This window comes from Rhizobium sp. NZLR1b, from assembly GCF_019685155.1.
Classification (GTDB): domain Bacteria; phylum Pseudomonadota; class Alphaproteobacteria; order Rhizobiales; family Rhizobiaceae; genus Rhizobium.
In genome coordinates, this window is record NZ_JABDWC010000001.1 from 290,922 (window position 1) to 312,978 (window position 22,057).

Sequence of the window (22,057 nt, forward strand, 5' to 3'; positions counted from 1 at the left end):
ATTCGACTATTTCCGCAAAACAACAGGATTGGGAGGTCTAGAGATGCTGAAACAGCTACTGACAACGATCGCAATTACCGGTGCCCTAGTAACGACGCAGCCTGCCTTCGCCGCATCGCCGCCCAATATGCTGGTGATCGGCACCAATCTCACCGGTATCCGGACGCTCGATCCGGCCCAGAATAACGCGCGCACGGTTTCCGAACTGATTTCCAATCTTTACGACAATCTCGTGCAGCTGTCGCCTGAGGATCTCAAGACGCTGAAGCCGATGCTTGCGACGCAATGGAGCGTCTCGCCAGACGGCAAGATCATCACGCTCACCTTGCGCGACGACGCCGTTTTCCAGAGTGGCAACAAGGTGACCGCCGAGGATGCGGCCTGGTCGATCCAGCGCGTCATCAAGATGGGCCAGGTCGGCTCCACCGACGTCGCGCTCTGGGGCTTCACACCAGACAATGTCGAAAAGCTCGTTCGGGCCAAGGATGAACATACGCTCGAGATCGAACTGCCGCAGACCGTGAATACCGATCTGGTGCTCTATTCGCTGGCCGGCTCATCACTCGGCATCGTCGACAAGAAGACGGTGCTGTCGCATGAGGCCAACGCCGATTTCGGCGGCGCCTGGCTTTCCGCCAATTCCGCCGGCAGCGGGCCGTTCAGCCTGGCGCAATGGCGCCCGAACGACGTCGCTATCTTCAATGCGCAACCGAAATATTGGGGCGGCAAGCCGGCCATGGCCCGCGTCGTTGCCCGCCACATCCCGGAATCCGGCAATCTCCGGCTGCAGCTCGAAGCCGGCGACGTCGATGTCGGCCAGTATGTGGCAAGCGGCGATCTCGATGCGCTCGCCACCAAGAAGGATATGGTGATCGAGAACGTACCGGGTCTCGGCTTCTACTACATCGCCCTCAACCAGAAAGACCCGGACCTGCAAAAGCCGAAGGTCCGCGAGGCCTTCCAGCACGCCTTCGACTGGAAGGCGATCTCCGGCAACATCATGCGGTATACGGGCTTTCCCTGGCAGTCGATGATCCCGCGCGGCATGATCGGCGCTCCCGAGCAGGCCGACGTCCGCTATGATTACGATCCCGCCAAAGCCAAGCAGCTGCTGGCGGAGGCCGGATATCCCAACGGCTTGAGGAAGGTGCTCAATCCGTCGGGGGCCGCGACCCTGCCCTTCGCCGAAGCGCTGCAGGCAAGCGCCCGGGCCGCAGGGCTCGATCTCGATCTGGTGCCCGGCGAGTTCACGCCCGCCTTCCGCGAGCGCAAATTCGAAGTGCTGCTCGGCAATTCTGGCGCCCGCCTTCCCGATCCCTTTGCCGTCGCCACACAATATGCCTTCAACCCCGACAATAGCGACGAGGCACGCCTCGGCAGCTATTACCTCTGGCGCACGGGCATGAAGGTGGACGACCTCAATTCGCTCATCGATCAATCGATGAAGGAGCGCGATACGGTCAAGCGCACGGATATCTTCAAGAAGATGGACGGCATTTACTCCGGCATGGCCGCCCCGCTCGTCATCTTCTTCCAGCGAACCGACCCCTATGTCATGCGCGCCAACGTCAAAGGCTATCACGGGCATACGACCTGGTCGACGCGCTGGCATGACGTGACCAAGGAGTAGAGCGCGTGGCAAGCGCCGATCTGACATCGAAGCAGGAGAGCAGCCGTCATTCTCAGGCGGGCGGGTTTGCCGATGCAGCCCCGCACCCCTTGACCAGCCTGCTTCGACGCTTAGCGGGGCGTGTGGTGGCTGTTGTCACCACGCTGCTCGGCCTGCTTTTCCTGACCTTTTCGATGGGCCGCCTGCTTCCCGCCGACCCGGTACTGTCAATCACCGGGCCGGAGGTCAGCAAGGAGGTCTATGATCGGGTTTTCAATGAGCTGGGGCTTGGGCAGCCGATCTGGATGCAGTTCCTCTCCTATGTCGGCAAGATCGCCACAGGCGACCTCGGCACGTCGGCGACGACGGGCCAGCCGATCCTTACGGATCTCATGATGATTTTTCCCGCGACGATTGAGCTTGCCATCATCGCCATGATCATCGGCGCCATTATCGGCATTCCCTTGGGCGTCACGGCCGCCGTCAGACGCGGGACGATCATCGATCACATTGCCCGGATCATCGCCCTCGCCGGCCACTCAATCCCGATTTTCTGGACCGGGCTGATGGCGCTCTTCATCTTCTACGCCAAGCTCAAGCTGGTCGGCGCATCGGGCCGGGTCGATGTCTTCTACGAGGGCCTCGTCACGCCGATGACCGGCTTTCTTCTGATCGATGCGGCAATCCAGCAGCAATGGGAAGTGTTTCAGAATGCGGTCGGCCACATCATCCTGCCGGCGTCAATCCTCGGCTATTATTCCGTCGCCTATATCAGCCGCATGTCACGAAGCTTCATGCTGGAACAGCTCAGCCAGGAATACATCATCACCGCGCGGGCAAAGGGGCTCGGCACCCGCAAGGTCGTCTGGCGCCATGCCTTCAGGAACATTCGCGTGCAGCTCTTGACGATCCTGGCGCTGACCTTCGGCGGGCTGCTCGAGGGCGCGGTGCTGATCGAGACGGTCTTCGGCTGGCCCGGGCTCGGCCAATATCTCACCCGCGGGCTGCAGATGAACGACATGAATGTCGTGATGGGTTCGGTGCTGACGATCGGCGCCGTCTTCCTGACCATCAACATCCTGTCGGACTTCCTTTATCGCATTCTTGATCCGAGAACACGGTGACGCCATGACGATCTCCACCGAAGACGTAAACAGCGCCAATGCCGGCGGCTTCAGAAAATGGCTGCTGGCGCCGGAGCCTCAGGGCTGGTTTCAGTCGTCGACGCAGCAGATCCATCAGGGCTGGCTGAAGTTCAGCCTGCACCCGCTTGGCCTGGCAGGCCTCTTCATCGTCGTGCTGTTGATCGTGGTGGCGACGGCAGCCCCACTACTGACAAGCTACGATCCGATCGCGCAGGATATGGCCGGGCGGCTGGCGCCGCCCTCGGCAGCCCATCTTCTCGGCACCGACAATTTCGGCCGCGACGTCTTTGCGCGGGTGATCTACGGCGCCCGTACGACGCTCTACATCATCATGCTGGTGACGATCATCGTCGCACCACTCGGCCTGCTGATCGGCACCGTCTCGGGATATTTCGGCGGCATCGTCGATGAAATCCTCATGCGCATCACCGATATTTTCCTCTCCTTCCCCGGGCTGGTGCTGGCGCTGGGTTTTGCCGCAGCGCTCGGCCCTGGTATCACCAACGCGATCATCGCGATCTCGCTGACGGCTTGGCCGCCGATCGCCCGCCTGGCACGCGCCGAGACGCTCAGCCTTCGCAAGGCGGATTATATCGCCGCCGTGCGGCTGCAGGGCGCGACATCACTTGCGATCATCATCCGCCATATCCTACCGATGTGCATCCCCTCGGTGATCGTCCGCGTCACCCTCAACATGGCCGGCATCATCATCACTGCCGCCGGTCTCGGCTTTCTCGGCCTCGGTGCGCAGCCGCCCTGGCCGGAATGGGGCTCGATGGCCGCCAGCGGGCGCGAGTTCATGCTCGACAGCCCGTGGGTGATCGCCGCACCCGGCATCGCCATTGCGCTCGTCAGCCTCGCCTTCAACCTCGTCGGCGATGCGCTGCGCGATGTTCTTGATCCGAGAGGTTCGGAATGACAGAGCCCCTGATCGATATTCGTAACCTCGAAATCGCCTATGGCGGTGGGCACATGCGCGCGGTGCGGGGCGTCAGCTTTGCACTCGGACAGGAAAAACTCGGCATCGTCGGCGAATCCGGATCGGGAAAATCGACCGTCGGCCGCGCGATCATGAAGCTGCTGCCGCCGACCGCGATCGTCCGAGCCGAGCGGATGGCGTTTCGCGACGTCGACCTCATCAAGGCAGACGAGCGGACGATGATGACGATAAGGGGACGGCGGATCGGCCTGATCCTGCAGGACCCGAAATATTCGCTCAATCCGGTCATGCGGATCGGCGAACAGATCGCCGAAACCTACCGCTTCCATCATCCAAAGGTCAGCAAGGCAAAAACTTACGCCCAAGCGCTCGACATGCTCGAAGCCGTCCAGATCCGCGATCCCGAGCGCGTCGCCCGCCTCTATCCGCACGAAATATCGGGCGGCATGGGCCAACGCGTGATGATCGCCATGATGCTGATTGCCGAACCCGAGGTGCTGATCGCCGACGAGCCGACATCAGCACTCGACGTGACGGTAAGGCTTGAGATCCTGGCCCTGCTCGACGAGCTCGTTGCGCGCCGCAATCTCGGCTTGATCTTCATCAGTCACGACCTCAATCTCATCAGGAATTTCTGCGACCGCGTCCTCATCATGTATGCGGGCCGCGTCGTGGAAGTGCTCGAGGCGCGCGATCTCGACAAGGCCAGACATCCTTATACCCAAGGGTTGCTGGCATCCCTGCCGACGATCGACAATCCCCCTGCCCGGCTGCCGATCCTGAAGCGGGATCCCGCCTGGCTTGACGACCTCGCACTGGAGCCGCCGCGGTGATCAGAATTGACAATCTCACCATCCGTTTCGGACACGGCCAGCGGCCGGTTGTCAGAGATGTAAACCTCACCGTCGAGAGGGGAACGGCATTCGGCCTGGTCGGCGAATCCGGCTGCGGAAAATCAACGGTTCTTAGAGCTCTCTCCGGCCTCAACGCCAATTACGACGGCAACATCGAACTCCAGGGCGAGACGCTGGACCGGCAGCGCAGCCGGCCGTTCTATCGCCGCGTGCAGATGGTGTTTCAGGACCCCTACGGATCGCTCCATCCCCGCAAGACCATCCGCTCGCAGCTGAAAGAACCGCTGCGCAACCAGGGGCTGGAGACGAATTCCGTCGACGTCAACGCGGTGCTGAGATCGGTCGGCCTCGATCCGGCGCTGAGCTACCGATTTCCGCATCAGCTCTCCGGCGGGCAGCGCCAGCGCGTGGCGATCGCCCGTGCCCTGATGCTGAACCCGGACGTCCTGCTTCTCGACGAACCGACATCGGCGCTTGATGTGTCGGTTCAGGCCGAAATCCTCAACCTGCTGCAGGATCTGCGCGCCGAGCGCGGCCTTACCTATCTGCTCGTCAGCCACGATCTCGCCGTCGTCTCCCACATGTGCAGCCGCGTCGCCATCATGGAAGCGGGCGAGATCGTCGAACAGGTCGAGATCGAGGCGTTGCGAAGAGGCGCGGTCGAACATCCCTATTCGCAACGCCTGCTGCGCGCGAGCCGGATGTACGGAAGGGCATAGCTAGCGACAGCTGTGGATTTTCGCCGTTGAGATCAGGTTACGGCAGCGGCCTTGCCGGTGGCGTAAGCGGGAAGGTCAGACGGAAGCATGCGCCGGGACCGGGCCGGACTTCGGCGCGTCCCGCATGCAGGCGCATAATCTTCTGGACGAGATCGAGGCCAAGGCCCACCCCACGACCATCGTGCCGCAGGCGATGGAAGGCCTCGAAAATCTGTTCTCGCTCCGCCTCTGGAACTCCCTTCCCCTCGTCACAGACCTCCAGCCATCCGGCTGCGGAGACACGGACGCTGATCGTTCCCTGTCTTCCGCCGTAGTTAATGGCGTTTTGGACAAGGTTTGTCAGTGCGCGCTCGATGGATGTCTCGTCGCCGGACACCAGTATTTTGTCACCCTCCGGTTCGAAGCGCATTTCGTATCCGGCACCGAAGGCCAGCGGCGCAAGGTCGATGACGACGCGCTCGGCAAGGTCCACCAGGTCGACAGCTGTAAACGCGACCATCTGCTGTTCCAGACGCTGCAAGTCGAGAAGCTGGCCCGTCAGCGCGGTCAGCCTGGCGGCATCCTCCAGGAGGCGGACCTTCAACGGCCCGGGCGGAAGCCCCGAAAGGCGCGTCGTCAGGATAGCGATCGGCGTGCGGAGCTCGTGGGCCGCATCGGTCAAAAATCTCCTGTGGCCCGTATATCCCTTGTCGAGCCTGGTAAGCGCTTCGTTGACGGCATTGACGAAGGGTAGAATCTCAAGCGGCACGCCGCTGGCGGACAATCTCGTGCCGCTCCGATGGATATCGATCTTCTTCGTCTCTTCGGCCGCGTGGTCGAGGCCTTTCAGTGCGCGGCGAACGACGAACGGCGTCACGAGGAACGTTGCAACTGCGGTGATTGCGATCAATATCGCCATCACCGTCAGGAGACCTTGGCTCGACTCGAGTATCTGGGCAATGGTGACATGTCCCTGCGCGCCCGACATGATCTTGACCCGCCCGGCAGGCGTTTCCTCCCAGTGGACTATCGCGAGCGGCAATGCGTCCTTCTCGAAATTTTGGATCAGATCGGCATATGTGATAACATCCAACGCCGATACCGCAGACATGACCTCCAATGGGACGCGGCCTTCCGTCAGTTGCTGTCCGTTCGCATCTCGAACCAGAAACCAGAGATTGGGGATCTGCGATCTGAGTTGGACCAGTTCCTGCGTTGGGGAGATGAACAGCTTTCCGTCGGGGCCGCGTTGAATCGCGTTGCGCACCACTTCGGGTGTCGTCCTGTCATTGACCCCGTGATTGATGTATCCGAAGTACCAGAGAAACCCGATAGTGGCGAACATGCCCACGAAGATCACCACCAGCATCACGATCTGCGCGGTTGTGATATGCATGACCAATCGCCACCGCAGAGATCGGGGCTCGACGAGGCTCATGGTTCCTCCCTCAACAGATAACCCACTCCCCTGACACCGTTGACGATGACACCGCTGTCCGCATCCGCAAGTTTTCTGCGAAGGCGCGAAACCTGGGTGTCGAGTGCGTTCGGCTGCACCTCGTCATCGATTGCGAAGACGGCTTCCATCAACGACGAACGCGGCACCATACGGCCGAGGCGTCGCAACAGCGCTTCAAGGACGAGCAATTCTCGGCGTGTCAGCTCAATCGCGTTGTCGCCGACCCTGGCCTCGTGATTGAAGTGGTCATAAGAGAGCCGGCCGATCGTCACGATGTCGCGCTGCATCGTAGCTGGTCGGCGCATGAGGGCTCGAAGCCGCGCCACAAGCTCCTCGAATGCGAAGGGCTTGGTCAGATAGTCGTCCGCGCCTTGTTCGAGGCCCTCGACACGGTCGGTCAGCTCCCCCCGGGCGGTCAGGACAAGTACTGGCACAAGGTTTCCTTTGGCGCGCAGCTTCGGAATCAGAGACAGTCCTTCGCCATCAGTGAGTTGCCGATCGAGAATAAGCACGTCATGCAGGCCGGGAGCAGTGATCAGCTCAGCGTCAGCAAGACTGGTCGCATGATCGAGAACCATGCCGCTACCTGCAAGCGCGTCACGCAGCGCAGATGCCATCTCAGGCTCATCTTCAACCAACAATACTCTCAAGACGAACCTACCTCGTTGGAACGGCTTATCTTCTTACGGGCGCTCCATGTCGGCAACCTTGCACGAGAAACATAAGCCCGGTTTTTCCGAAATTCTGGCCAATCCGGGCTGCGACAGACTGCCGACATGTAAAACTGACATTAGCTGTGTATGAGGCACAAACGCTTTCCGCATTCAGTCTGGTGCCGTGACCCGGATCAACAATGATGTACACCCTAAAAATACTCATGCTCTTGCCATTGCTTTACGAAACGAACGGAGCGCGGCATGGGCATCACTGATATTTTTCTGTTCCTTGGCGAATGGTTTCGCAATCCGCGCAGCGTGGCGGCCATTGCACCGTCCGGCCGCGCCTTGGCTTCATTGATGACAAGGGACATTACGGCGCGGACGGGTAAGGTTCTGGAACTTGGACCAGGAACGGGAGCATTCACGCAGGCCCTGATCGAACGCGGCGTCCGGGAAGAAAACCTCACTCTGATCGAGTGCAGTCCGGACTTCGCAAGGCTTCTGGAAGCGCGGTTTCCCCGGGCCCGGTTGTTGGAAATGAATGCGGAGCAACTGAACCGGCTGACATTGTCCGATATTCCGGTGGGCGCGATCGTTTGCGGCCTGGGACTGCTAAACATGTCGCATCAAAGGGTCGCCAGTATCATGAAAGGCGCCTTCTCCTGTTTAAAGTCCGGCGGCGAGTTCTTCCTGTTCACCTATGGCGCTGCCTGTCCGGTGCACAAGTCCATACTTGCGGAACTCGGTCTTGAGGCCAAACGCCTGGGACGAGCTTATCTCAACCTTCCACCCGCAGCGGTCTATCGCATTACGCGGCGTGTTGAGGAGACGATGGCATGAGCTCATCGGAGCTGTTGCCCCTAGTCGTTCAATTTGGCGTCTTGGGCATGTTCGCCGCGGCGGTGTTCGAAAAGACCATACCCATCGTACCCTCCTATCTCATGCTGCTGATCTTCGGCTCCGCCACGTCGACGATCATGGAGCTGGCTGCCGTCATTGTCGTGACGTCCAGCGGTTCGTTGATTGGGACAGCATGTGTCTACACGTTCGGTCGCTCCTTTGGAGAAGAGCGTGTCACTCGGGCGGTCGACAAATACGGGAGGTTCGTCTTTCTGCCCCTCGAACGTTATCGGCATCTTGCCAATGCCTATCGCCGAAATCACTTCGCTGTCTCACTCTGCGGCCAGATAATCCCTGTAGCGAGGCTTTACCTGTCGTTGCCGGCCGGCGTGCTTAAGCTGCGGGCCGATCGTTTTCTCGTCGCCTCGGCGATCGGGATCACGACCTATAACACGTTTTTCCTGACCACCGGATTCGTGTTGCGCGGAGCCGCCCATGACCCGGTCAAAACAGGCGTTCTCTTGTCCTTGGCGCTTGTGGCCGTTGAAATCGTAGTTGCAGGCAGCATGCGATGGCTCATGCGGCGGCAGAGGACGGCGCGAACATAAGCCTCAGACCGAGCAAGGGCTAGTTCGTAGAGTGGGAGGCAAGCATCCCGCTTAACGGCGCGTTGCCAAAGCGGGCGAGATCGTCGAGGTCGAAGAGGTACCGTGGAAACATCCCTATTCGCAACGCCTGCTGCACGCGAGCCGGATGTACGGAAGGGCGTAGCCATCCGGCACGCCCTCGCTCTCTCTTGGATCACCGCAAGTGGGCGTCGATAGCGGAAACGATCTCTTCCCAATCATCGGGATGAATTTCGTGGCCGCCACCTTCGAGCCGAACAAGCTTCGCTCCCCGGACAGTTCTTGCCAGCAGTTCGCCGTGTTCAACCTGATAAATCGGATCCGCCGTTCCGTGTATGACAAGCAGGGGCGCGGCCAGTTCTCCCAATTTTCCTTTCAAGGTCTGGCCGCCCTTCAGCATGAAATGATTGGTGGCGTTGACGAAGCTTTTCGCCCGCCTGACGTCCCGTTCGACAAAGGCGCGCGCCCGCCGTTCGTCGTAGGGATGGGCCACACCGGCGATCTCTTGAGTATCCTTGACAAGGAATTCGATGACCTGGGCATCGTCTGTCCAGTCGACGGTCTCGCCCGTCGCTGCATGCGCCATGTAGGCGCCGGTGGTATGCGGTAGAGCACTGGTATCAATGCCCATCGGCGTGGTGGAAATCAGCGTCAGCGTCTTGATGCGTTTGGGATGCGAGAGCGCTGCGATCTGGGCGATCGTGCCGCCCAACGACATTCCGATCAGATTGGCGCCGTCGATACCGTAGCCATCGAGTATTCTGATGGCGTCCTCAGCCATGTCGTCCATTGTATAGGGAGGTTCCCCCGGCTCGTAGATCGTCGAGCGGCCGGTGTCTCGATTGTCGTAGCGAATGACATAAAATTTGCGATCGGCAAGTGTTTGGCAGAACTCGTCCGGCCACCACAGCATTGACGCCATGGCGCCCATGATCAACAGGATCGGCTGATACGCCGGGTTGCCAAATGCCTGCGTGGCGATCTCGACGTCGTCAAATCTGATAATGCGTTCACTCACTTGGGGCGTCCTTTACGTGTACTGGGTGAAGCGGCGAAAACCTTGGGTCCTGGTATCAGCAGGCATCCCCATATTGGGGCTAAGGCAGCGGTGCCGCATCGGGCATTTTCAGTAGGACAGGTCAAAAACACTCGGGAGCAACAGCGGCGGCACTGACACCAAATCCCCTTCCACCCGTGGAAAATTGAACAGCTGCGCGTCGATGGAGATCGCCGGTGTCCGAAATCGGCACATCGCTCCTCGGCCGATGTTCGCCGCACATGGGATGACTACGTCTCCATCTCTGCTAATCTCAAACCGCACGTACCGGAGGATTTTGTGCCGACATCTCATAGACGATCTCTGTTCTCTGGCCGCGCAGCAGAACTCGATGCGATGGAAGCCGCGTTCCGGGATGTCTCCGGCGGGCGGCAACGTTCCTTTCTTCTCGGGGCAGAAGCCGGCGGCGGCAAGAGCCGGCTGGTTGAAGAGTTTGCCGACCGACTGTCCGGCCGTGCCCTGTTCCTGAAAGGCGGCTGCATCGAGCAGCGGGAATCAGCATTGCCCTATGCGCCTGTGACGGCTGTGCTCCATGAACTGGTTCAGCTGCGCGGCGCGCCATCAGCGCGGTCGCTTGTCGGCGCCGAGGGTGCCCGTGAGTTGGCATGGCTTCTTCCCGAATTCGGCGAGACCTCCGAAAGGTATGATGCGGGCATCGCAAGAGCACGGCTGTTCGAAGCGCTGCGAAAATTGTTCGAAGAGCTTGCACGAGAAATGCCGCTCGTCCTGGTCGTCGAGGATATACACTGGGCCGACCAGACCACGTGCGATCTGCTTCGCTTCCTCGCGGCGCGGCTGAGGAAAATTCGGCTGATGCTGATCGTCACCTATCGACCCGAGGAGACCAGCGGCAGCAACGCACTGCGGACGACTATTGCCGACCTCTCCCTTTCCGAGGGTGCCGAGGTGTTGAAGCTTCCCCGCCTCACGCGGGCGGAGGTCGCAGCACAACTCAAAGGGCTGCTCGGGCGCCCGCCAACACCTGCTGTCATCAATGAGGTTCATACGCGGTGCTGCGGGATACCGCTTTTCACCGAGGCCCTCATCGATGCAAGCGGAGGCTTGCGTACGGATTTTCCCGGCTCGCTCATCGACTACCTGCTCAAAGCCGTCAGGGATTTGCCGGCGTCCACGGCCGAGCTGTTGAAGGTGGCGGCGCTCGGCGGCCCGCATATCGCCCATGGGCTTCTTCGCAGCGTGGCGGATAAGTCCGACCTTGAACTGGCAGATTTGCTGCGCCCTGCGATTTCGGCCGGGATCCTGGTGCCCGATGGCGACGGATATGCGTTCCGCCACGCCCTTATCCACAAAGCGGTGCGAGGCGACCTGATTGCCGGCGAGAGGATGGCCATTCATCGCGCCTATGCCGAAGTGCTCGAACGCGGTCCGGTTCCAAGCTACCGGGTTTGGCATGCCGTTGCGCTCGCCCGCCACTGGCACGGTGCCGGCGAAGCCGAACATTGCCTGCGGTGGGCCTGGCAATCGGCTGCAGAAGGCGCCGCGACTTTCGCCTATGCGGACCAGATGGAGATGCTGAAGCTCGTGCTGGCGGCGTGGCCCGACGTCGATAATGCGGCCGACTTGATCGGCGCGGATCCCTGCAGGGTGCTGGAACTGGCTGCCGATGCCGCCTGCTGGGCAGCGGAAGCGGAACAGGGACTGGCTTTTGTCGAACGCGCACTCGCCGAGGTGGATGCCGAGCGCGACGGCACGCAGCTGGCAGCCCTTCTGCTGCAGCGCGCGGTGATGCGTCAGCACACGCTTATCCCAGGCGAAATCGCCGATCTGGAACGAGCGCTTGATCATGCGCTCGATCCCACAAGGCTGCGCGCGGACGGACTGGGGCAGTTTTCCCGGGCGCTGATATTGCGGGGAGAGTTCGATCGCGCCAGGCGCTTAGGCGACGAACTGAAGGATCTGTCGGAGAGGCTCGATGACGAGGAGTACCGTATCGAGGCGCTGATCGTCGCGGCCTCTGTGGACATGGCATCGGACAGTTCCCGCATCGACGCCCATTGGAGCGTGGCCAAGCGCGCCGAGCAAGCCTCCATCGGCCGGGTCGAGGTGCTGGCGGGTGCCTCCCTCCTTCAAGCCCTGTTTGCGACAGGAAAATACGCTGAGGTCATCGAAGTCGGACCGGCGATCTTTGCGCGGACCGTCGAGTTCGGTCAGGCCCGGTATATCGGGGCGATCGTGGGTTCGGCTTTGTGCCGCGCCTTGCTCGCCGTCGGCCGCGTTTCCGAAGCCATTGAGACGTGCGAACGGATGGCGGCATTGGATCCGCTGCCGCTTGGGCTTGTTCATGTTTTCGAATGCCAGGCGGAGATTGCCCTGGTGTTAGGGGATTCGGATCGAATTGCCGCAGCCGCAAGCTCCTTGCGCGCTCTGCCACCGGGTCCTCAGGTTGCGAGCCGCATGGCGGCCAATCTTCTGAGATTCGATATCGAAAGCTGCGCGCTGGCGGGCGATGCGGATCAGTCTGCGATACTGATAAGATCCGCTTCGACCCATATCGAGAAGCAAGGAAGCGTCTCATGGCCGCTGCTGGCCTCGGCCATGCGTGTTGCCGTCGATACGAGTCAGAAAGATGCCGCCCGGCAGCTCGCGGACCTTGCCGCTCGGTCGCCGTGCCGCAACATAGTGGAGGAGGCCGAGAGGCTGGGCATTTCGGCCGAGATGTCGCGCACCGCGGGGTCCGACCTCGATGGCTGGGAAGCGCTTGCCCAAAACTGGGCTGATTTGAGCCAGCCCTTTCGGCAGGCCTATGCCCTTATGCAGGCCGGTGGCGCTGCGGTGAATGCCGGCAAGCGCGCCAGGGGTGCGGGTCATTTACGGCAAGGCGCTGATCTTGCCCATTCGATCGGCGCCCGCCTCCTCTGCGATCAGATCGAGACGCTGGCCGCAAAGGCTCGTATTGATCTTCGAGGTGGGACGGACGGCGGTATGCCGAAGGCACCGCTTGGCCTGACGGACCGGGAATTCGAGGTGCTCCGGCTTGTCGCTGCAGGACAAAGCAATCGCGAGATCGCCGACAATCTGTTCATTTCTTCGAAAACGGCGAGCGTTCATGTCTCCAACATCCTGAGCAAACTCTCCGTCCCCAGCCGCGGCGCTGCAGCCGCGATGGCGCACCGGCTGCGGATGGTTGATCCCGCCTAAATGTTAGCTTCCAGGAGATTGCCTGGCTGAACCCTCCTGATTGGCCGCTCTCACGAGGTCGGCATCGCATTCAATTCTTTCGTTGCCTAGGCATTTTGCCTGATGTGCGTGCGCGGCCTTACGCTGAGCATGGTGATACGAAGCGCTGAGCGGCGTTAGTATTCCATCATTCGGAGGTCAAAATGCCCACTTCTTCCGCCACTTTGGCCGGCACGCAACGCACGATCGATTCCTATGAAGATTGTGCGGATGATTATAGTCGCATCGTTGATCCGTTTCCCTCACCCAGCCTGGAGACGGCGTTGCGTCAAGTCGCCGTCGCCGCCGGCAAAGTAGGCCGGATCCTTGAGATTGGCTCCGGCCCCGGATGGGATGCGGATTTCCTTGAGACCCAGGGCGTTTTGGTAAGGCGAACCGATGCCACGCAACGCTTTCTCGAACTGCAGGCGGCGCGCGGCAAGCAGGGCGAGTTCCTCAACGTCATCACCGACGACCTCGGCGGCCCCTATGACGCTGTGATCGCTCTCTGTGTCCTCATCCATGTGCCTCGCGACCAGACCGGCCAAGTCCTTGAAAAGATCGTCGCAGCGCTACGCCCCGGAGGCGTCTTCCTGGTGACGATGCGTGATGGCGACGGGGAGACGAGCGGTGCCTACCATATGACCTACTGGCGCCGGGACGACTTCGCGCTGTGCATCAAGGCCGCCGGCATGGATCTTGAATGGGACGCATACCGCTTGGGTCGTAACAACGAAGCGTGGAACACATTTTACGCACGGAAACCCGGATGACGCGCAGCGATTTCGTGCGCTTCGCGATGCAAAGGCTGCTATCAGGCGTTCCTTATCAAACGATAGGCGTCGGCTGCGCAGGCCGTTTTCATTTCCAGCTCGTGTAATCGGCGGCGACGCAACCGAACGGCGCGCGATCCTGACCAAACCGCTTCTTTAGTTGCTCGCATCCCCACGCGTTTAACGGCGCCGGCATGAGATTGTTGATGTCCATTCCAGGCGATTGGAATTGCGTCGAGGAGGTTGTGACATACCAAAGCCAGAAGCCGACCACACCGACGACCATCAGAAGCAACACACCGAAGAAAAACTGCAGCCGCTTCCATATCGATACCGTTCTTTTGGCTTCTTCAATCAGCACCGGCACACCCTGATCGCTTGCTTGCTTATGCGCTAAGGGTGCAAGAGCCGCGGTGCGCTCGGCATCCGTGAGCTCGACCCGCTGCAGACGATCGTCCAGAAGCACTGGCAGGGCTGTATTGCCGTGCCGGACAGCCAGTCCGATCGCCTTGCCATTGGCTTCACCGACGATCAGCGGTTCCTGTCCGCTCTTCATCCGCGTGTAAGCCGAACGCCCTGTTTTGTCGGCGGCAATCTTGTCATTGTAGGTGATGGAAAGGACGCCGCGTTTTCGGTCGAATGCGCTGATCTCGACCGGGACCGGGATCAGCCTGGCGGGCCGGCGCAATTGCCCCTTGACCCGCCAAATGCGGATACCGAGAAAAATCATCCCCAGGCTCATGGCGCCAAGCAGGACCACAAACAGAGTGAGGGTGATAATCCTGTTCCAGAGCATGTCTAGACCGAGACTCATCGTCGCGAGTTCCGGATGATCGGCGGAAATCACAAGACCGGTTTCATAATCGCCGGTATGGAAATCGACGAACATGACCTCGACCTCGGTGTCGTAGTTTCGTCCACCGTAGCTGTAGACAAGGCGTGCCTCGCAGTCGGTGAAGACTGCCTTGCGTGTCGTGCATTTCCCGTTTTGCACGTCACCATCTTCGAGTACCAAAGGGTTCTGGCTGATCTGGAAATCGCGGATCACGCCCGGTGCTTCCGAGACGAATAGAAAGACAGCCAACGCCAGGATAATGGGCGTTGACCAGAAGTAGGCGTTCGGCGTGGAGATGACGTTGCGCGCCAATGAAAGCGGGCGACTGGGGAGTACAAGCGAAGACAATGGCGTTGGACCCCTCATGTGACAGCGCCGCGCGCCGGTAAAGCTTCAGACAGCAACCGATGACGAGCAGCGGAGTTGGCGTCATTCTGATCGGCTTGCATAATCCCGACTACAACTTGATGCGAAGGATTCGCAATCCCTTTATGCACGCTTGGGCAGCATTCCTACGTCGATCCTGTTGATACGCACGCGCGCATGACACCACCGTCGCAAGAGGAGTGAGTTGCAAGCCTGAATGCTTCCCATACGGAACCAAATCACCGCCGAGCGATTATATGACGACCCTTCTCCTCGATTTGCTAAGCGTCGTGATGCTGATGTCCCGTGGGCCAAAAATTACTCACATGATCCAGGTCATTGCATGCTCCGTCGCCATTGCGACCGGGTCGGGGGTCATGGCCGGCGGTGCCCATGCCGACGAATCAGCCTTCCTAAAAACACTTGCGGGAAGTTGGAGCGGTAAAGGGACGGTGAAAGTGCGGACAAATGCACCCACTCTCAAAGTCACGTGCCGCTTCAAGTCGGACACAAACACGAATTCCCTCGCACTCAATGGGCGCTGCACCAGCCTCATGATCTTTTCCCGCATCATCAGCGCCAATCTCAAGACGAGCGGTGACAGCTACACCGGCTCCTATGTCGGGGCGGGAACCGGCACCGCGGGTCTTGGCGGCAAGCGCAACGGCGATGCCATAAACCTCGCGATAAAGTGGGCCAAGGAGGTAAATGGCGATCGACGTGCGCAGATGACGATCAAAAAGATCGGTGCGTCGGGCATGCGTCTTACGACCGTCGATACCGACCCCGCCACAGGTCGATCGGTTGTCACGAGCCTGATTGACCTTCAACGAAGCTAGTGCCTTCGTTGCTTTTGAATTGCGTCAACGGCATGAAGGTTGATAGAGAAGCGTCGGCGGTATAGTTTCGCTTTCGCAAATCGACGAATGACACAAGGAATAGTTATCTCATGCCGACAGGTACGGTTAAATTCTTCAATGACGACAAGGGCTTCGGCTTCATTACCCCTGAGGATGGCGGACAAGACGTGTTCGTGCACGTGTCTGCGCTGCAGCGCGGCGGCTCGCTCCGCGAAGGCGACAAGGTCAGCTTTGACGTCGGACAGGATCGCAAGACCGGAAAATCAAAGGCTGAGAACGTCTCAACCCTCTGATCGAAAGTCGAAGATTGCCCAGCCCGCGTTAAGCGGGTTGGGCTCCTCGTCGCAGTCCGCAGGCAAGAATGCCTTAGCGCGATAGGCTGTCACGACGGTAACCAAGCGTTGCGCGTGTCGTTTTGGGGTACCGGGACGGCAAGGCGTTTCACGCATTCACTTCAGGCAATCCCAAGAGTTATTGCCCTGACAGGATACTCTCGGCGGCCTTCTCGGCAATCATGATCACCGGCGAGTTGGTATTGCCCGAGACGATCGTCGGCATGATCGATGCATCGACGACCCGCAGCTTCGCCAGCCCATGCACCCGCAATTGTGAATCGACGACCGCCATCGTGTCGCTGCCCATCTTACAGGTGCCGACCGGATGGAAGATCGTGGTGGCGATATCGCCGACGCGACGAATCAGATCCTCGTCACTTTGGTATTCCGCGCCCGGCAGCATTTCCTGTGGCCGGTACTTGGCGATGGCCCCGGCCTCCATCAGCCGGCGGGCATGCCGAATCGATTTTGTTGCAACGATCCGGTCGCCGACGGTCGAAAGATAATTCGGGCGGATTTCCGGTGCCACGGAAAGGTCCGGGCCGCCAACATGCACGGTGCCTCGGCTTTCCGGCCGCAGATTGCAGACCGAAACGGTGACGGCGGGATATGTGTGCAGCGGCTCGCCCAGCCGGTCGGTGCTCAAGGGCTGCACGTGATATTCGAGATCGGCGGTCGGACCGGACCGGCGCAGCATATATTCAAGCCCCATCCCGGCCCGGGTGAACAGGTTGTGATAGAGCTGGTTCAGCGTCTTTGCGCCCTCGATGCGGAAAATCGTGCGAATCTGTAGGTGGTCCTGCAGGTTTTCGCCGACGCCCGGAAGTTCATGGGCGACGTCCAGTCCGGCAGCGGACAACACATCCGGGCGGCCAACCCCGGAAAGCTCCAGGATTTTCGGCGAATTGATCGCACCGGCAGACAGAATGACCTCGCGACCGGCGCGAGCCAGATGAGTTTGCCCGTTGAGCCGGAACCGCACGCCGGTCACCATCCTGCCGTCGAATTCCAGTCGTTCGGTTTCGGCGCTGGTCAGCACACGCAGATTGGCCCGCTTCATCGCCGGGCGCAGAAAGGCCTTGGTGGTGTTCCAGCGCAGGCCGCCGCGCTGATTGACCTCGAAATAGCCTGAGCCCTCATTATCGCCATTGTTGAAATCGTCGGTTTTGGGAACGCCGAGTTCTTCGGCCGCATCGCGAAAGGCATCGAGGATCGGCCAGGAGAGCCGTTGCCTTTCCACCCGCCATTCGCCGCCCGCCCCGTGCATGCACGACTTGCCACGATAGTTGTCCTCGGATTTCAGGAAATAGGGCAGCACGTCGTCCCAGCCCCAACCGGAATTACCCGCCTGCCGCCAGCCGTCGTAATCGGCCGCTTGCCCGCGCATGTAGATCATGCCGTTGATCGACGAGCAGCCGCCCAAGACTTTTCCACGCGGATAGGGCAGCGACCGGCCGTTCAGTCCGGCTTCCGCCGCCGTCGTCATCATCCAATCGGTGCGGGGATTGCCCATGCAGTAGAGATAGCCGATCGGCACATGCACCCAATGATACCGATCGCTGCCGCCGGCTTCGAGCAGCAGGACGCGGGTTTTCGGATCGGTCGACAGCCGGTTGGAACGCATCCCGCCGATCCCGCGCCGACGATGATGTAGTCGTAGCTTCCCGCATCAATGGCGGCATCATTCACACGCATGTTCACGCCGCCACTCCCGCTGCCGCCGGCGCGACTGCCGTCAGACGCCGCCAGAGCGGTGCCATCGCTTCGGCAATATCCTGATAGAGCGCGTAGCGCCGCGCATAATGTGCCTCAAGCGAGATATCCGGACGATAATGCCGCTCGGTCTGGACCATCGCCGCAGCACCAGTGCCGAAGTCCGCGAAGATTCCGACGCCGGTTCCCGCCGCAATCGCCGCCCCCAGCGCACCGGTTTCGCGCGAGCGGGCAACGGTGACGGGAACGCCGAGCACATCGGCAAAGATCTGCGGCCAGATCAGGCTGCGCGAGCCGCCGCCGGACAGCACGGCTTCGTTGAAATCAGCGCCGGCCTTTCGGATCGCCTCGATATGCTGGCGATGGCCGAAGGCGACACCTTCGAGAAGCGCGCGAACCAGATGCCCCTTGGTGTGCCAACCGGCAAGACCGTAGAAGCCGGCGCGTGCGTGGCCGTCCTGCTGGGCGCCGTAGAGATAGGGATGATAGAGCGGGTCGTCTGCGGCGGGCTTGATCACCGCAGCCAGCGCGCAGCAGGCATCGAAAGGGGAAACGCCTTCCGCATGCTCGCCTTCGAAGAACTCCCGCACCAGCCATTCGAGATTGGCAGCCGAGGTGGCGCTGTTCTCCATCGCCATGTAGCGAGTGCGATCGAAAGTCGAGGACATGAACACCGGCCCGTCGAGGTCGGGACCGTCGATGATGACCTGGTTGATGCTCCAGGTGCCGGCAATGATCGAGGCACTGCCGGTGCACGAAACGCCCGAGCCGAGCGCCGAGGCGACTACGTCGAACAGCCCGCCGACCACCGGCGTGCCGGCAGCCAGCCCGGTCTGCGTCGCCACCTCTTCCGTGACCGTGCCGGCAATGTCGGCGCTTTCGATGAGCGGCGGCAAGAGGTCCATGCAATCGCCCAGTCCATAGGCCTCCATCAACGCCCTGTCGTAGCGGCGCGCGGCAAGATCGAGCAAGCCCGCCCCCGACATGTCGGACACCTCGCTGACGCGGCGGCCGGTCAGCCGATTGACGATAAAATCCTTGGAGAAGAACACCGTACCGATGCAGTCGAACAGGTCCGGCCGGCGACGCTTAAGCCAGGCAAGCAATGTCGGCGTCTGGGATGGCCACGGACGCTGGCGGGCAATCGGATAGGTCCGCTCACCAACGCCAGCCTCTCGCCATTCATCGACCAGCCCGGCCGCCCGCGTGTCGAGCGACTGGATGCCGAGCAGCGGAGCGCCGTCGCGATCAAGCGCATAGAGGCCGTTGCCATGTCCGGCGCAACCGATTGCGGCGATTTCCTCCGGCTGGATCTTCGCCTTTTCGATGCAGGCGCGGATGACCTGCCGTGCATTCGTCCAGAGTTCGTCCAGCCCCCGCTCGACATGCCCCGGGCTCGGCATGCGGCTGTGCCCCTCTTCGGAAGCAGCCGCGATTTCGTTGCCATGCCGGTCGAAAATCACCGCCTTGATTACGGTATTTCCGGCGTCGAGCCCCAAAAGATAGTCTCCCATGCAGAACCCCTCCCAAGGTTCGAAATCGCTATTCAGCCTGCTGATAGAGCGCAAAGGCCTGTTCGCCGCTCGCATCCTCGTGGACGATCGCCATCAGCCCGCGCACCACGGCGCTCGGATTGGCGTGCTGATAGATGTTGCGCCCATAAACCATGCCCACAGCACCCTGTCGCATCAAGGCCGCCGATTTGTCGAAAACGGCACGAAGATCTTCCTTGCCGCCGCCGCGGACGAGAACCGGGCACCGGGCTGCCTCCACCACCCTGTGGAAATCCTCGGCATGGGTGGTTGGGTCCGCCTTGACGACATCGGCACCCATCTCACGGGCGAGCCGGGTCAACGTAACGATCTTGTCCGCATCGCCATCGACCATATAACCACCCTTTTCGGTGACCGGCTGCATCACCAGCGGCTCGATCATCAGCGGCATGCCATACTTGTCGCAATCGGCCCGCACGCGCGAAATATTCTCAACGCACTGGCGGAACAGGTCCGGCTCGTCCGGCAGCATGAACAGGTTGACGACGACGCAGGCTGCATCCATTTCGATCGCGCCGATCAATGGCTCGGCCTCGTTCTGCAGTACCGCCCACATGTCGCGGTGGCGAATTCGGTTATAGGGATTGCCCATGTCGATGCGTATGACCAGCGACGGCTTGTCCTTGCCGGGCACGTCCTGCAGCAGGTCCGCCTGGCCGTAATTCATCTGGATCGCATCCGGCCCGGCAGCGACCAAGGCGTTGACGACGGCCTGAATATCCTCCAGCCCGTCGAGGAAGGATGGCTCATTGCAAACGCCGTGATCGATCGCCACGTCGAGGCAGCGGCCGCCGTCGAACAGCCGGTTCATCCGGACTTTGCTGTTGTGTCGCATTCTGTGCTCCTTGGTTCGTTCCTTGCGGAAAGCATGTCTTCGTTGACGCCGTGGCGTTCGTTGAGAAGGGTGAGAAAACGGTGACGCTCACTGGCACGGTGGCCCGGCGTCCAGCGCTTTTCCTGCGCCAGCAGGTCGAGCGCGGCATCCATCATGTCGAGCGAAAGCTCGCCCGAAACGGCGAGCGTGGTGCGCCGCAAAAGCAGGTCGTCGAGATGCTCCACTGCTTCATCGCGGATCAGCAACTGCAATTCGCGCACCGAATAGCCGGCGTGCGGCAGCGCTGCATCGGGGCCTGCCGCGATGAAACCGGCAATCGCCTCAGCATCCGTGCCGTACCGGGCGAACAACTCAGCCATGCGCCCGCCGGAAAGGCCTTTGGCGGACGCCACCTGCGCAAGCCAGGCGGATTTGTTGGCGGGAAATGCCCGCCCGCCGCCGATCGGCCGATCGGTTGTCGCAACGCTGCGCCCTCTGCCTAGCCCTTCCAGAGCCATGTCGGCCGCCAGTTCTCCGAAGGACCGGAATGTCGTCCACTTGCCGCCGATCATGCAATGCACCGGCGGCCCGCCCCCGGACGGCTCCAGCACCGTGCAGAAATGATCGCGCGGGATGCGTCCGGTAAAACTGTCGGTGCTGGCCGGCAGCGGCCGCACGCCGGAAAACTGGAAAACGATCTGCTGCGGCCGGATGGTGATATCAGGCAGCACGAAGGCGAGCGATTGCAGGATATAATCCCGCTCGTCCGCCTCGCAGCGCACCGTTTCCGGATCATCGACGCGGATATCGGTGGAACCGACGAGAACCTTGCCGAGATAGGGAAACAGGATACAGATCCGTCCGTCCTCGTTCTCGTAGTAGATCATGTGATCGGCAAGTGCATCGCGCAGCTCCGCATTGTCGATGATGAGATGCGAGCCCTTGGTGCCGCCCATCAGCGGTGCCGGCCGTGCTTCCGGCGAAAACAGGGTTTGATTGGCGACGTCGATCCAGCCGCCGGTGGCGTTGATGATCAGCGACGGTTCGACGGCAACGGCTGCGCCGCCTACCCGGTCCTCGATGCGATACCGGCCATTTTCCATCCGCCGCAGTTCGGCATAGTTCAGCGCCATCGCGCCGGAATTGCCTGAAAGACCATCCTGCAGAAGCTCGATGCCCAGCCGCTCGGGATGGCTGACCCAGGCGTCGAAATAGGTGGCGGAACTCTTGATGTCGGGATTGAGCGCCGGCCACTTGGCAAGCGTCACGCGCCGGCCGCGAAACTGGTGGCGCGGCATCAGCGCTCGCTTGCGCGTCAGGGAATCATAGATGCTCAGGCCTGCCTTGATGGCGACAGCGCCGCGGCGGCTCGGGCGGCGGCTGAGGCCCAGGAAGCGGACGATGCCATTGCCGAGGCCGGAAAAAATGTCGAACACCGGCACCGTCGTCGGCAGCGGCGCGACGTAATGCGGCGCGTTGCGCAACAGCCGGTCGCGCTCGACCAACGATTCCTTCACCAGCTTGAATTCGCCGTTTTCAAGATAGCGAAGCCCGCCATGCACCATGCGGGACAACGCCGAACTGGCACCGGAGCAATAGTCGTGCTTCTCGACGAGCAGCACATTCAGGCCCTGCAGCGCCAGCTCCCGAAAGACGCTGATGCCGTTGATGCCGCCGCCGATAATGCACACGTCAACCTTCGGGCTCTGGCGAAGCCCGTCCAATATCTCTTCACGTTTCATGA

General features: G+C 61.0%; 18 protein-coding genes and 2 pseudogenes. 12 read left to right on the top strand and 8 right to left on the bottom strand.

From position 1 onward, the window contains the following. Positions 1–43: 43 nt before the first annotated feature. Genes HJB84_RS01365 through HJB84_RS01385 form a run of 5 tightly spaced genes read left to right on the top strand, consistent with a single transcriptional unit; the run spans position 44 to position 5,267 of the window. Entirely contained in the window at positions 44–1,630 is a 1,587-nt protein-coding gene (locus HJB84_RS01365; RefSeq protein WP_207584758.1) for an ABC transporter substrate-binding protein, read from the top strand. A gap of 5 nt (positions 1,631–1,635) precedes the next feature. Next, the gene (locus HJB84_RS01370; protein ID WP_207584757.1) at positions 1,636–2,733 is read left to right on the top strand and encodes an ABC transporter permease; all 1,098 of its coding nucleotides are present in this window, start codon (positions 1,636–1,638) and stop codon (positions 2,731–2,733) included. A 4-nt stretch (positions 2,734–2,737) separates the two neighbouring features. Continuing rightward, complete coding sequence (locus tag HJB84_RS01375) at positions 2,738–3,673, top strand: ABC transporter permease (RefSeq protein WP_207584756.1); 936 nt, start codon at positions 2,738–2,740, stop codon at positions 3,671–3,673. Further along, the gene (locus HJB84_RS01380) at positions 3,670–4,527 is read left to right on the top strand and encodes an ABC transporter ATP-binding protein (protein WP_207584755.1); all 858 of its coding nucleotides are present in this window, start codon (positions 3,670–3,672) and stop codon (positions 4,525–4,527) included. The genes HJB84_RS01375 and HJB84_RS01380 overlap by 4 nt, the downstream gene beginning before the upstream one ends. Further along, positions 4,524–5,267, top strand: a complete 744-nt coding sequence (locus tag HJB84_RS01385) for an ABC transporter ATP-binding protein (protein WP_207584754.1) — start codon at positions 4,524–4,526, stop codon at positions 5,265–5,267. The genes HJB84_RS01380 and HJB84_RS01385 overlap by 4 nt, the downstream gene beginning before the upstream one ends. 37 nt (positions 5,268–5,304) lie before the next feature. On the opposite strand, the gene HJB84_RS01390 is transcribed toward HJB84_RS01385, so the two are convergent. Beyond that, positions 5,305–6,642, bottom strand: coding sequence for a sensor histidine kinase KdpD (locus HJB84_RS01390; protein WP_259670986.1), 1,338 nt, complete (start codon positions 6,640–6,642; stop codon positions 5,305–5,307). Positions 6,643–6,680: 38 nt separating this feature from the next. After that, the gene (locus HJB84_RS01395) at positions 6,681–7,355 is read right to left on the bottom strand and encodes a response regulator transcription factor (RefSeq protein ID WP_207584752.1); all 675 of its coding nucleotides are present in this window, start codon (positions 7,353–7,355) and stop codon (positions 6,681–6,683) included. A 267-nt stretch (positions 7,356–7,622) separates the two neighbouring features. Between HJB84_RS01395 and HJB84_RS01400 the strand changes: the two genes are divergently transcribed. From HJB84_RS01400 to HJB84_RS34055, 3 genes and pseudogenes are all read left to right on the top strand, one after another. Continuing rightward, positions 7,623–8,204: a class I SAM-dependent methyltransferase gene (locus HJB84_RS01400; protein WP_207584751.1), complete on the top strand. Its 582-nt coding sequence runs from the start codon at positions 7,623–7,625 to the stop codon at positions 8,202–8,204. Then, the gene (locus HJB84_RS01405) at positions 8,201–8,812 is read left to right on the top strand and encodes a DedA family protein (protein WP_207584750.1); all 612 of its coding nucleotides are present in this window, start codon (positions 8,201–8,203) and stop codon (positions 8,810–8,812) included. The genes HJB84_RS01400 and HJB84_RS01405 overlap by 4 nt, the downstream gene beginning before the upstream one ends. A 61-nt stretch (positions 8,813–8,873) precedes the next feature. Further along, positions 8,874–8,975 (top strand): annotated as a pseudogene (locus tag HJB84_RS34055) (ABC transporter ATP-binding protein); the annotation flags it as partial. A gap of 30 nt (positions 8,976–9,005) precedes the next feature. Here HJB84_RS34055 and HJB84_RS01410 read toward each other — a convergent pair. Next, the gene (locus tag HJB84_RS01410; RefSeq protein WP_221115059.1) at positions 9,006–9,848 is read right to left on the bottom strand and encodes an alpha/beta fold hydrolase; all 843 of its coding nucleotides are present in this window, start codon (positions 9,846–9,848) and stop codon (positions 9,006–9,008) included. A 318-nt stretch (positions 9,849–10,166) separates the two neighbouring features. Here HJB84_RS01410 and HJB84_RS01415 point away from each other — a divergent pair, with 318 nt between their 5' ends. Further along, entirely contained in the window at positions 10,167–13,046 is a 2,880-nt protein-coding gene (locus HJB84_RS01415; RefSeq protein ID WP_221115060.1) for an AAA family ATPase, read from the top strand. Positions 13,047–13,228: 182 nt separating this feature from the next. Then, positions 13,229–13,837, top strand: coding sequence for a class I SAM-dependent methyltransferase (locus HJB84_RS01420; RefSeq protein WP_207584747.1), 609 nt, complete (start codon positions 13,229–13,231; stop codon positions 13,835–13,837). Between the two features lie 88 nt (positions 13,838–13,925). Here HJB84_RS01420 and HJB84_RS01425 read toward each other — a convergent pair whose 3' ends face one another. Beyond that, positions 13,926–15,038, bottom strand: coding sequence for a hypothetical protein (locus HJB84_RS01425; RefSeq protein ID WP_207584746.1), 1,113 nt, complete (start codon positions 15,036–15,038; stop codon positions 13,926–13,928). Between the two features lie 326 nt (positions 15,039–15,364). Between HJB84_RS01425 and HJB84_RS01430 the strand changes: the two genes are divergently transcribed. Both HJB84_RS01430 and HJB84_RS01435 read left to right on the top strand, forming a co-directional pair. Next, positions 15,365–15,877 carry a hypothetical protein gene (locus tag HJB84_RS01430; RefSeq protein WP_207585200.1) on the top strand — a complete coding sequence of 171 codons (513 nt, stop codon included), beginning with the start codon at positions 15,365–15,367 and terminating at the stop codon, positions 15,875–15,877. Between the two features lie 110 nt (positions 15,878–15,987). After that, positions 15,988–16,191: a cold-shock protein gene (locus HJB84_RS01435; protein WP_003572688.1), complete on the top strand. Its 204-nt coding sequence runs from the start codon at positions 15,988–15,990 to the stop codon at positions 16,189–16,191. Positions 16,192–16,369: 178 nt separating this feature from the next. Here the strand turns inward: HJB84_RS01435 and HJB84_RS01440 are convergent. The 4 genes and pseudogenes from HJB84_RS01440 to HJB84_RS01455 all read right to left on the bottom strand — a co-directional run bounded on the left by HJB84_RS01440 (position 16,370) and on the right by HJB84_RS01455 (position 22,055). Next, positions 16,370–17,928: pseudogene (locus HJB84_RS01440) on the bottom strand (GMC family oxidoreductase). A 2-nt stretch (positions 17,929–17,930) separates the two neighbouring features. Continuing rightward, positions 17,931–19,460 (bottom strand): FGGY-family carbohydrate kinase, encoded by a 1,530-nt coding sequence (locus HJB84_RS01445; RefSeq protein WP_221115061.1) that lies wholly within the window; start codon positions 19,458–19,460, stop codon positions 17,931–17,933. Positions 19,461–19,488: 28 nt separating this feature from the next. Then, positions 19,489–20,310, bottom strand: coding sequence for a class I fructose-bisphosphate aldolase (locus tag HJB84_RS01450; protein WP_221115172.1), 822 nt, complete (start codon positions 20,308–20,310; stop codon positions 19,489–19,491). Continuing rightward, positions 20,307–22,055, bottom strand: a complete 1,749-nt coding sequence (locus HJB84_RS01455; protein ID WP_221115062.1) for a glycerol-3-phosphate dehydrogenase/oxidase — start codon at positions 22,053–22,055, stop codon at positions 20,307–20,309. Before HJB84_RS01455 ends, HJB84_RS01450 begins: the two co-directional genes overlap by 4 nt. Positions 22,056–22,057 lie beyond the last annotated feature (2 nt).

Excerpts from the sequence above, each read along its gene's own strand:
- HJB84_RS01365 (WP_207584758.1), top strand. The coding sequence starts at position 44 with ATGCTGAAACAGCTACTGACAACGATCGCAATTACCGGTGCCCTAGTA.
- HJB84_RS01375 (WP_207584756.1), top strand. The coding sequence starts at position 2,738 with ATGACGATCTCCACCGAAGACGTAAACAGCGCCAATGCCGGCGGCTTC.
- HJB84_RS01380 (WP_207584755.1), top strand. The coding sequence starts at position 3,670 with ATGACAGAGCCCCTGATCGATATTCGTAACCTCGAAATCGCCTATGGC.
- HJB84_RS01390 (WP_259670986.1), bottom strand. The coding sequence starts at position 6,642 with ATGCATATCACAACCGCGCAGATCGTGATGCTGGTGGTGATCTTCGTG.
- HJB84_RS01400 (WP_207584751.1), top strand. The coding sequence starts at position 7,623 with ATGGGCATCACTGATATTTTTCTGTTCCTTGGCGAATGGTTTCGCAAT.
- HJB84_RS01405 (WP_207584750.1), top strand. The coding sequence starts at position 8,201 with ATGAGCTCATCGGAGCTGTTGCCCCTAGTCGTTCAATTTGGCGTCTTG.
- HJB84_RS01420 (WP_207584747.1), top strand. The coding sequence starts at position 13,229 with ATGCCCACTTCTTCCGCCACTTTGGCCGGCACGCAACGCACGATCGAT.
- HJB84_RS01425 (WP_207584746.1), bottom strand. The coding sequence starts at position 15,038 with ATGAGGGGTCCAACGCCATTGTCTTCGCTTGTACTCCCCAGTCGCCCG.
- HJB84_RS01430 (WP_207585200.1), top strand. The coding sequence starts at position 15,365 with ATGATCCAGGTCATTGCATGCTCCGTCGCCATTGCGACCGGGTCGGGG.
- HJB84_RS01435 (WP_003572688.1), top strand. The coding sequence starts at position 15,988 with ATGCCGACAGGTACGGTTAAATTCTTCAATGACGACAAGGGCTTCGGC.
- HJB84_RS01445 (WP_221115061.1), bottom strand. The coding sequence starts at position 19,460 with ATGGGAGACTATCTTTTGGGGCTCGACGCCGGAAATACCGTAATCAAG.
- HJB84_RS01450 (WP_221115172.1), bottom strand. The coding sequence starts at position 20,310 with ATGAACCGGCTGTTCGACGGCGGCCGCTGCCTCGACGTGGCGATCGAT.
- HJB84_RS01455 (WP_221115062.1), bottom strand. The coding sequence starts at position 22,055 with ATGAAACGTGAAGAGATATTGGACGGGCTTCGCCAGAGCCCGAAGGTT.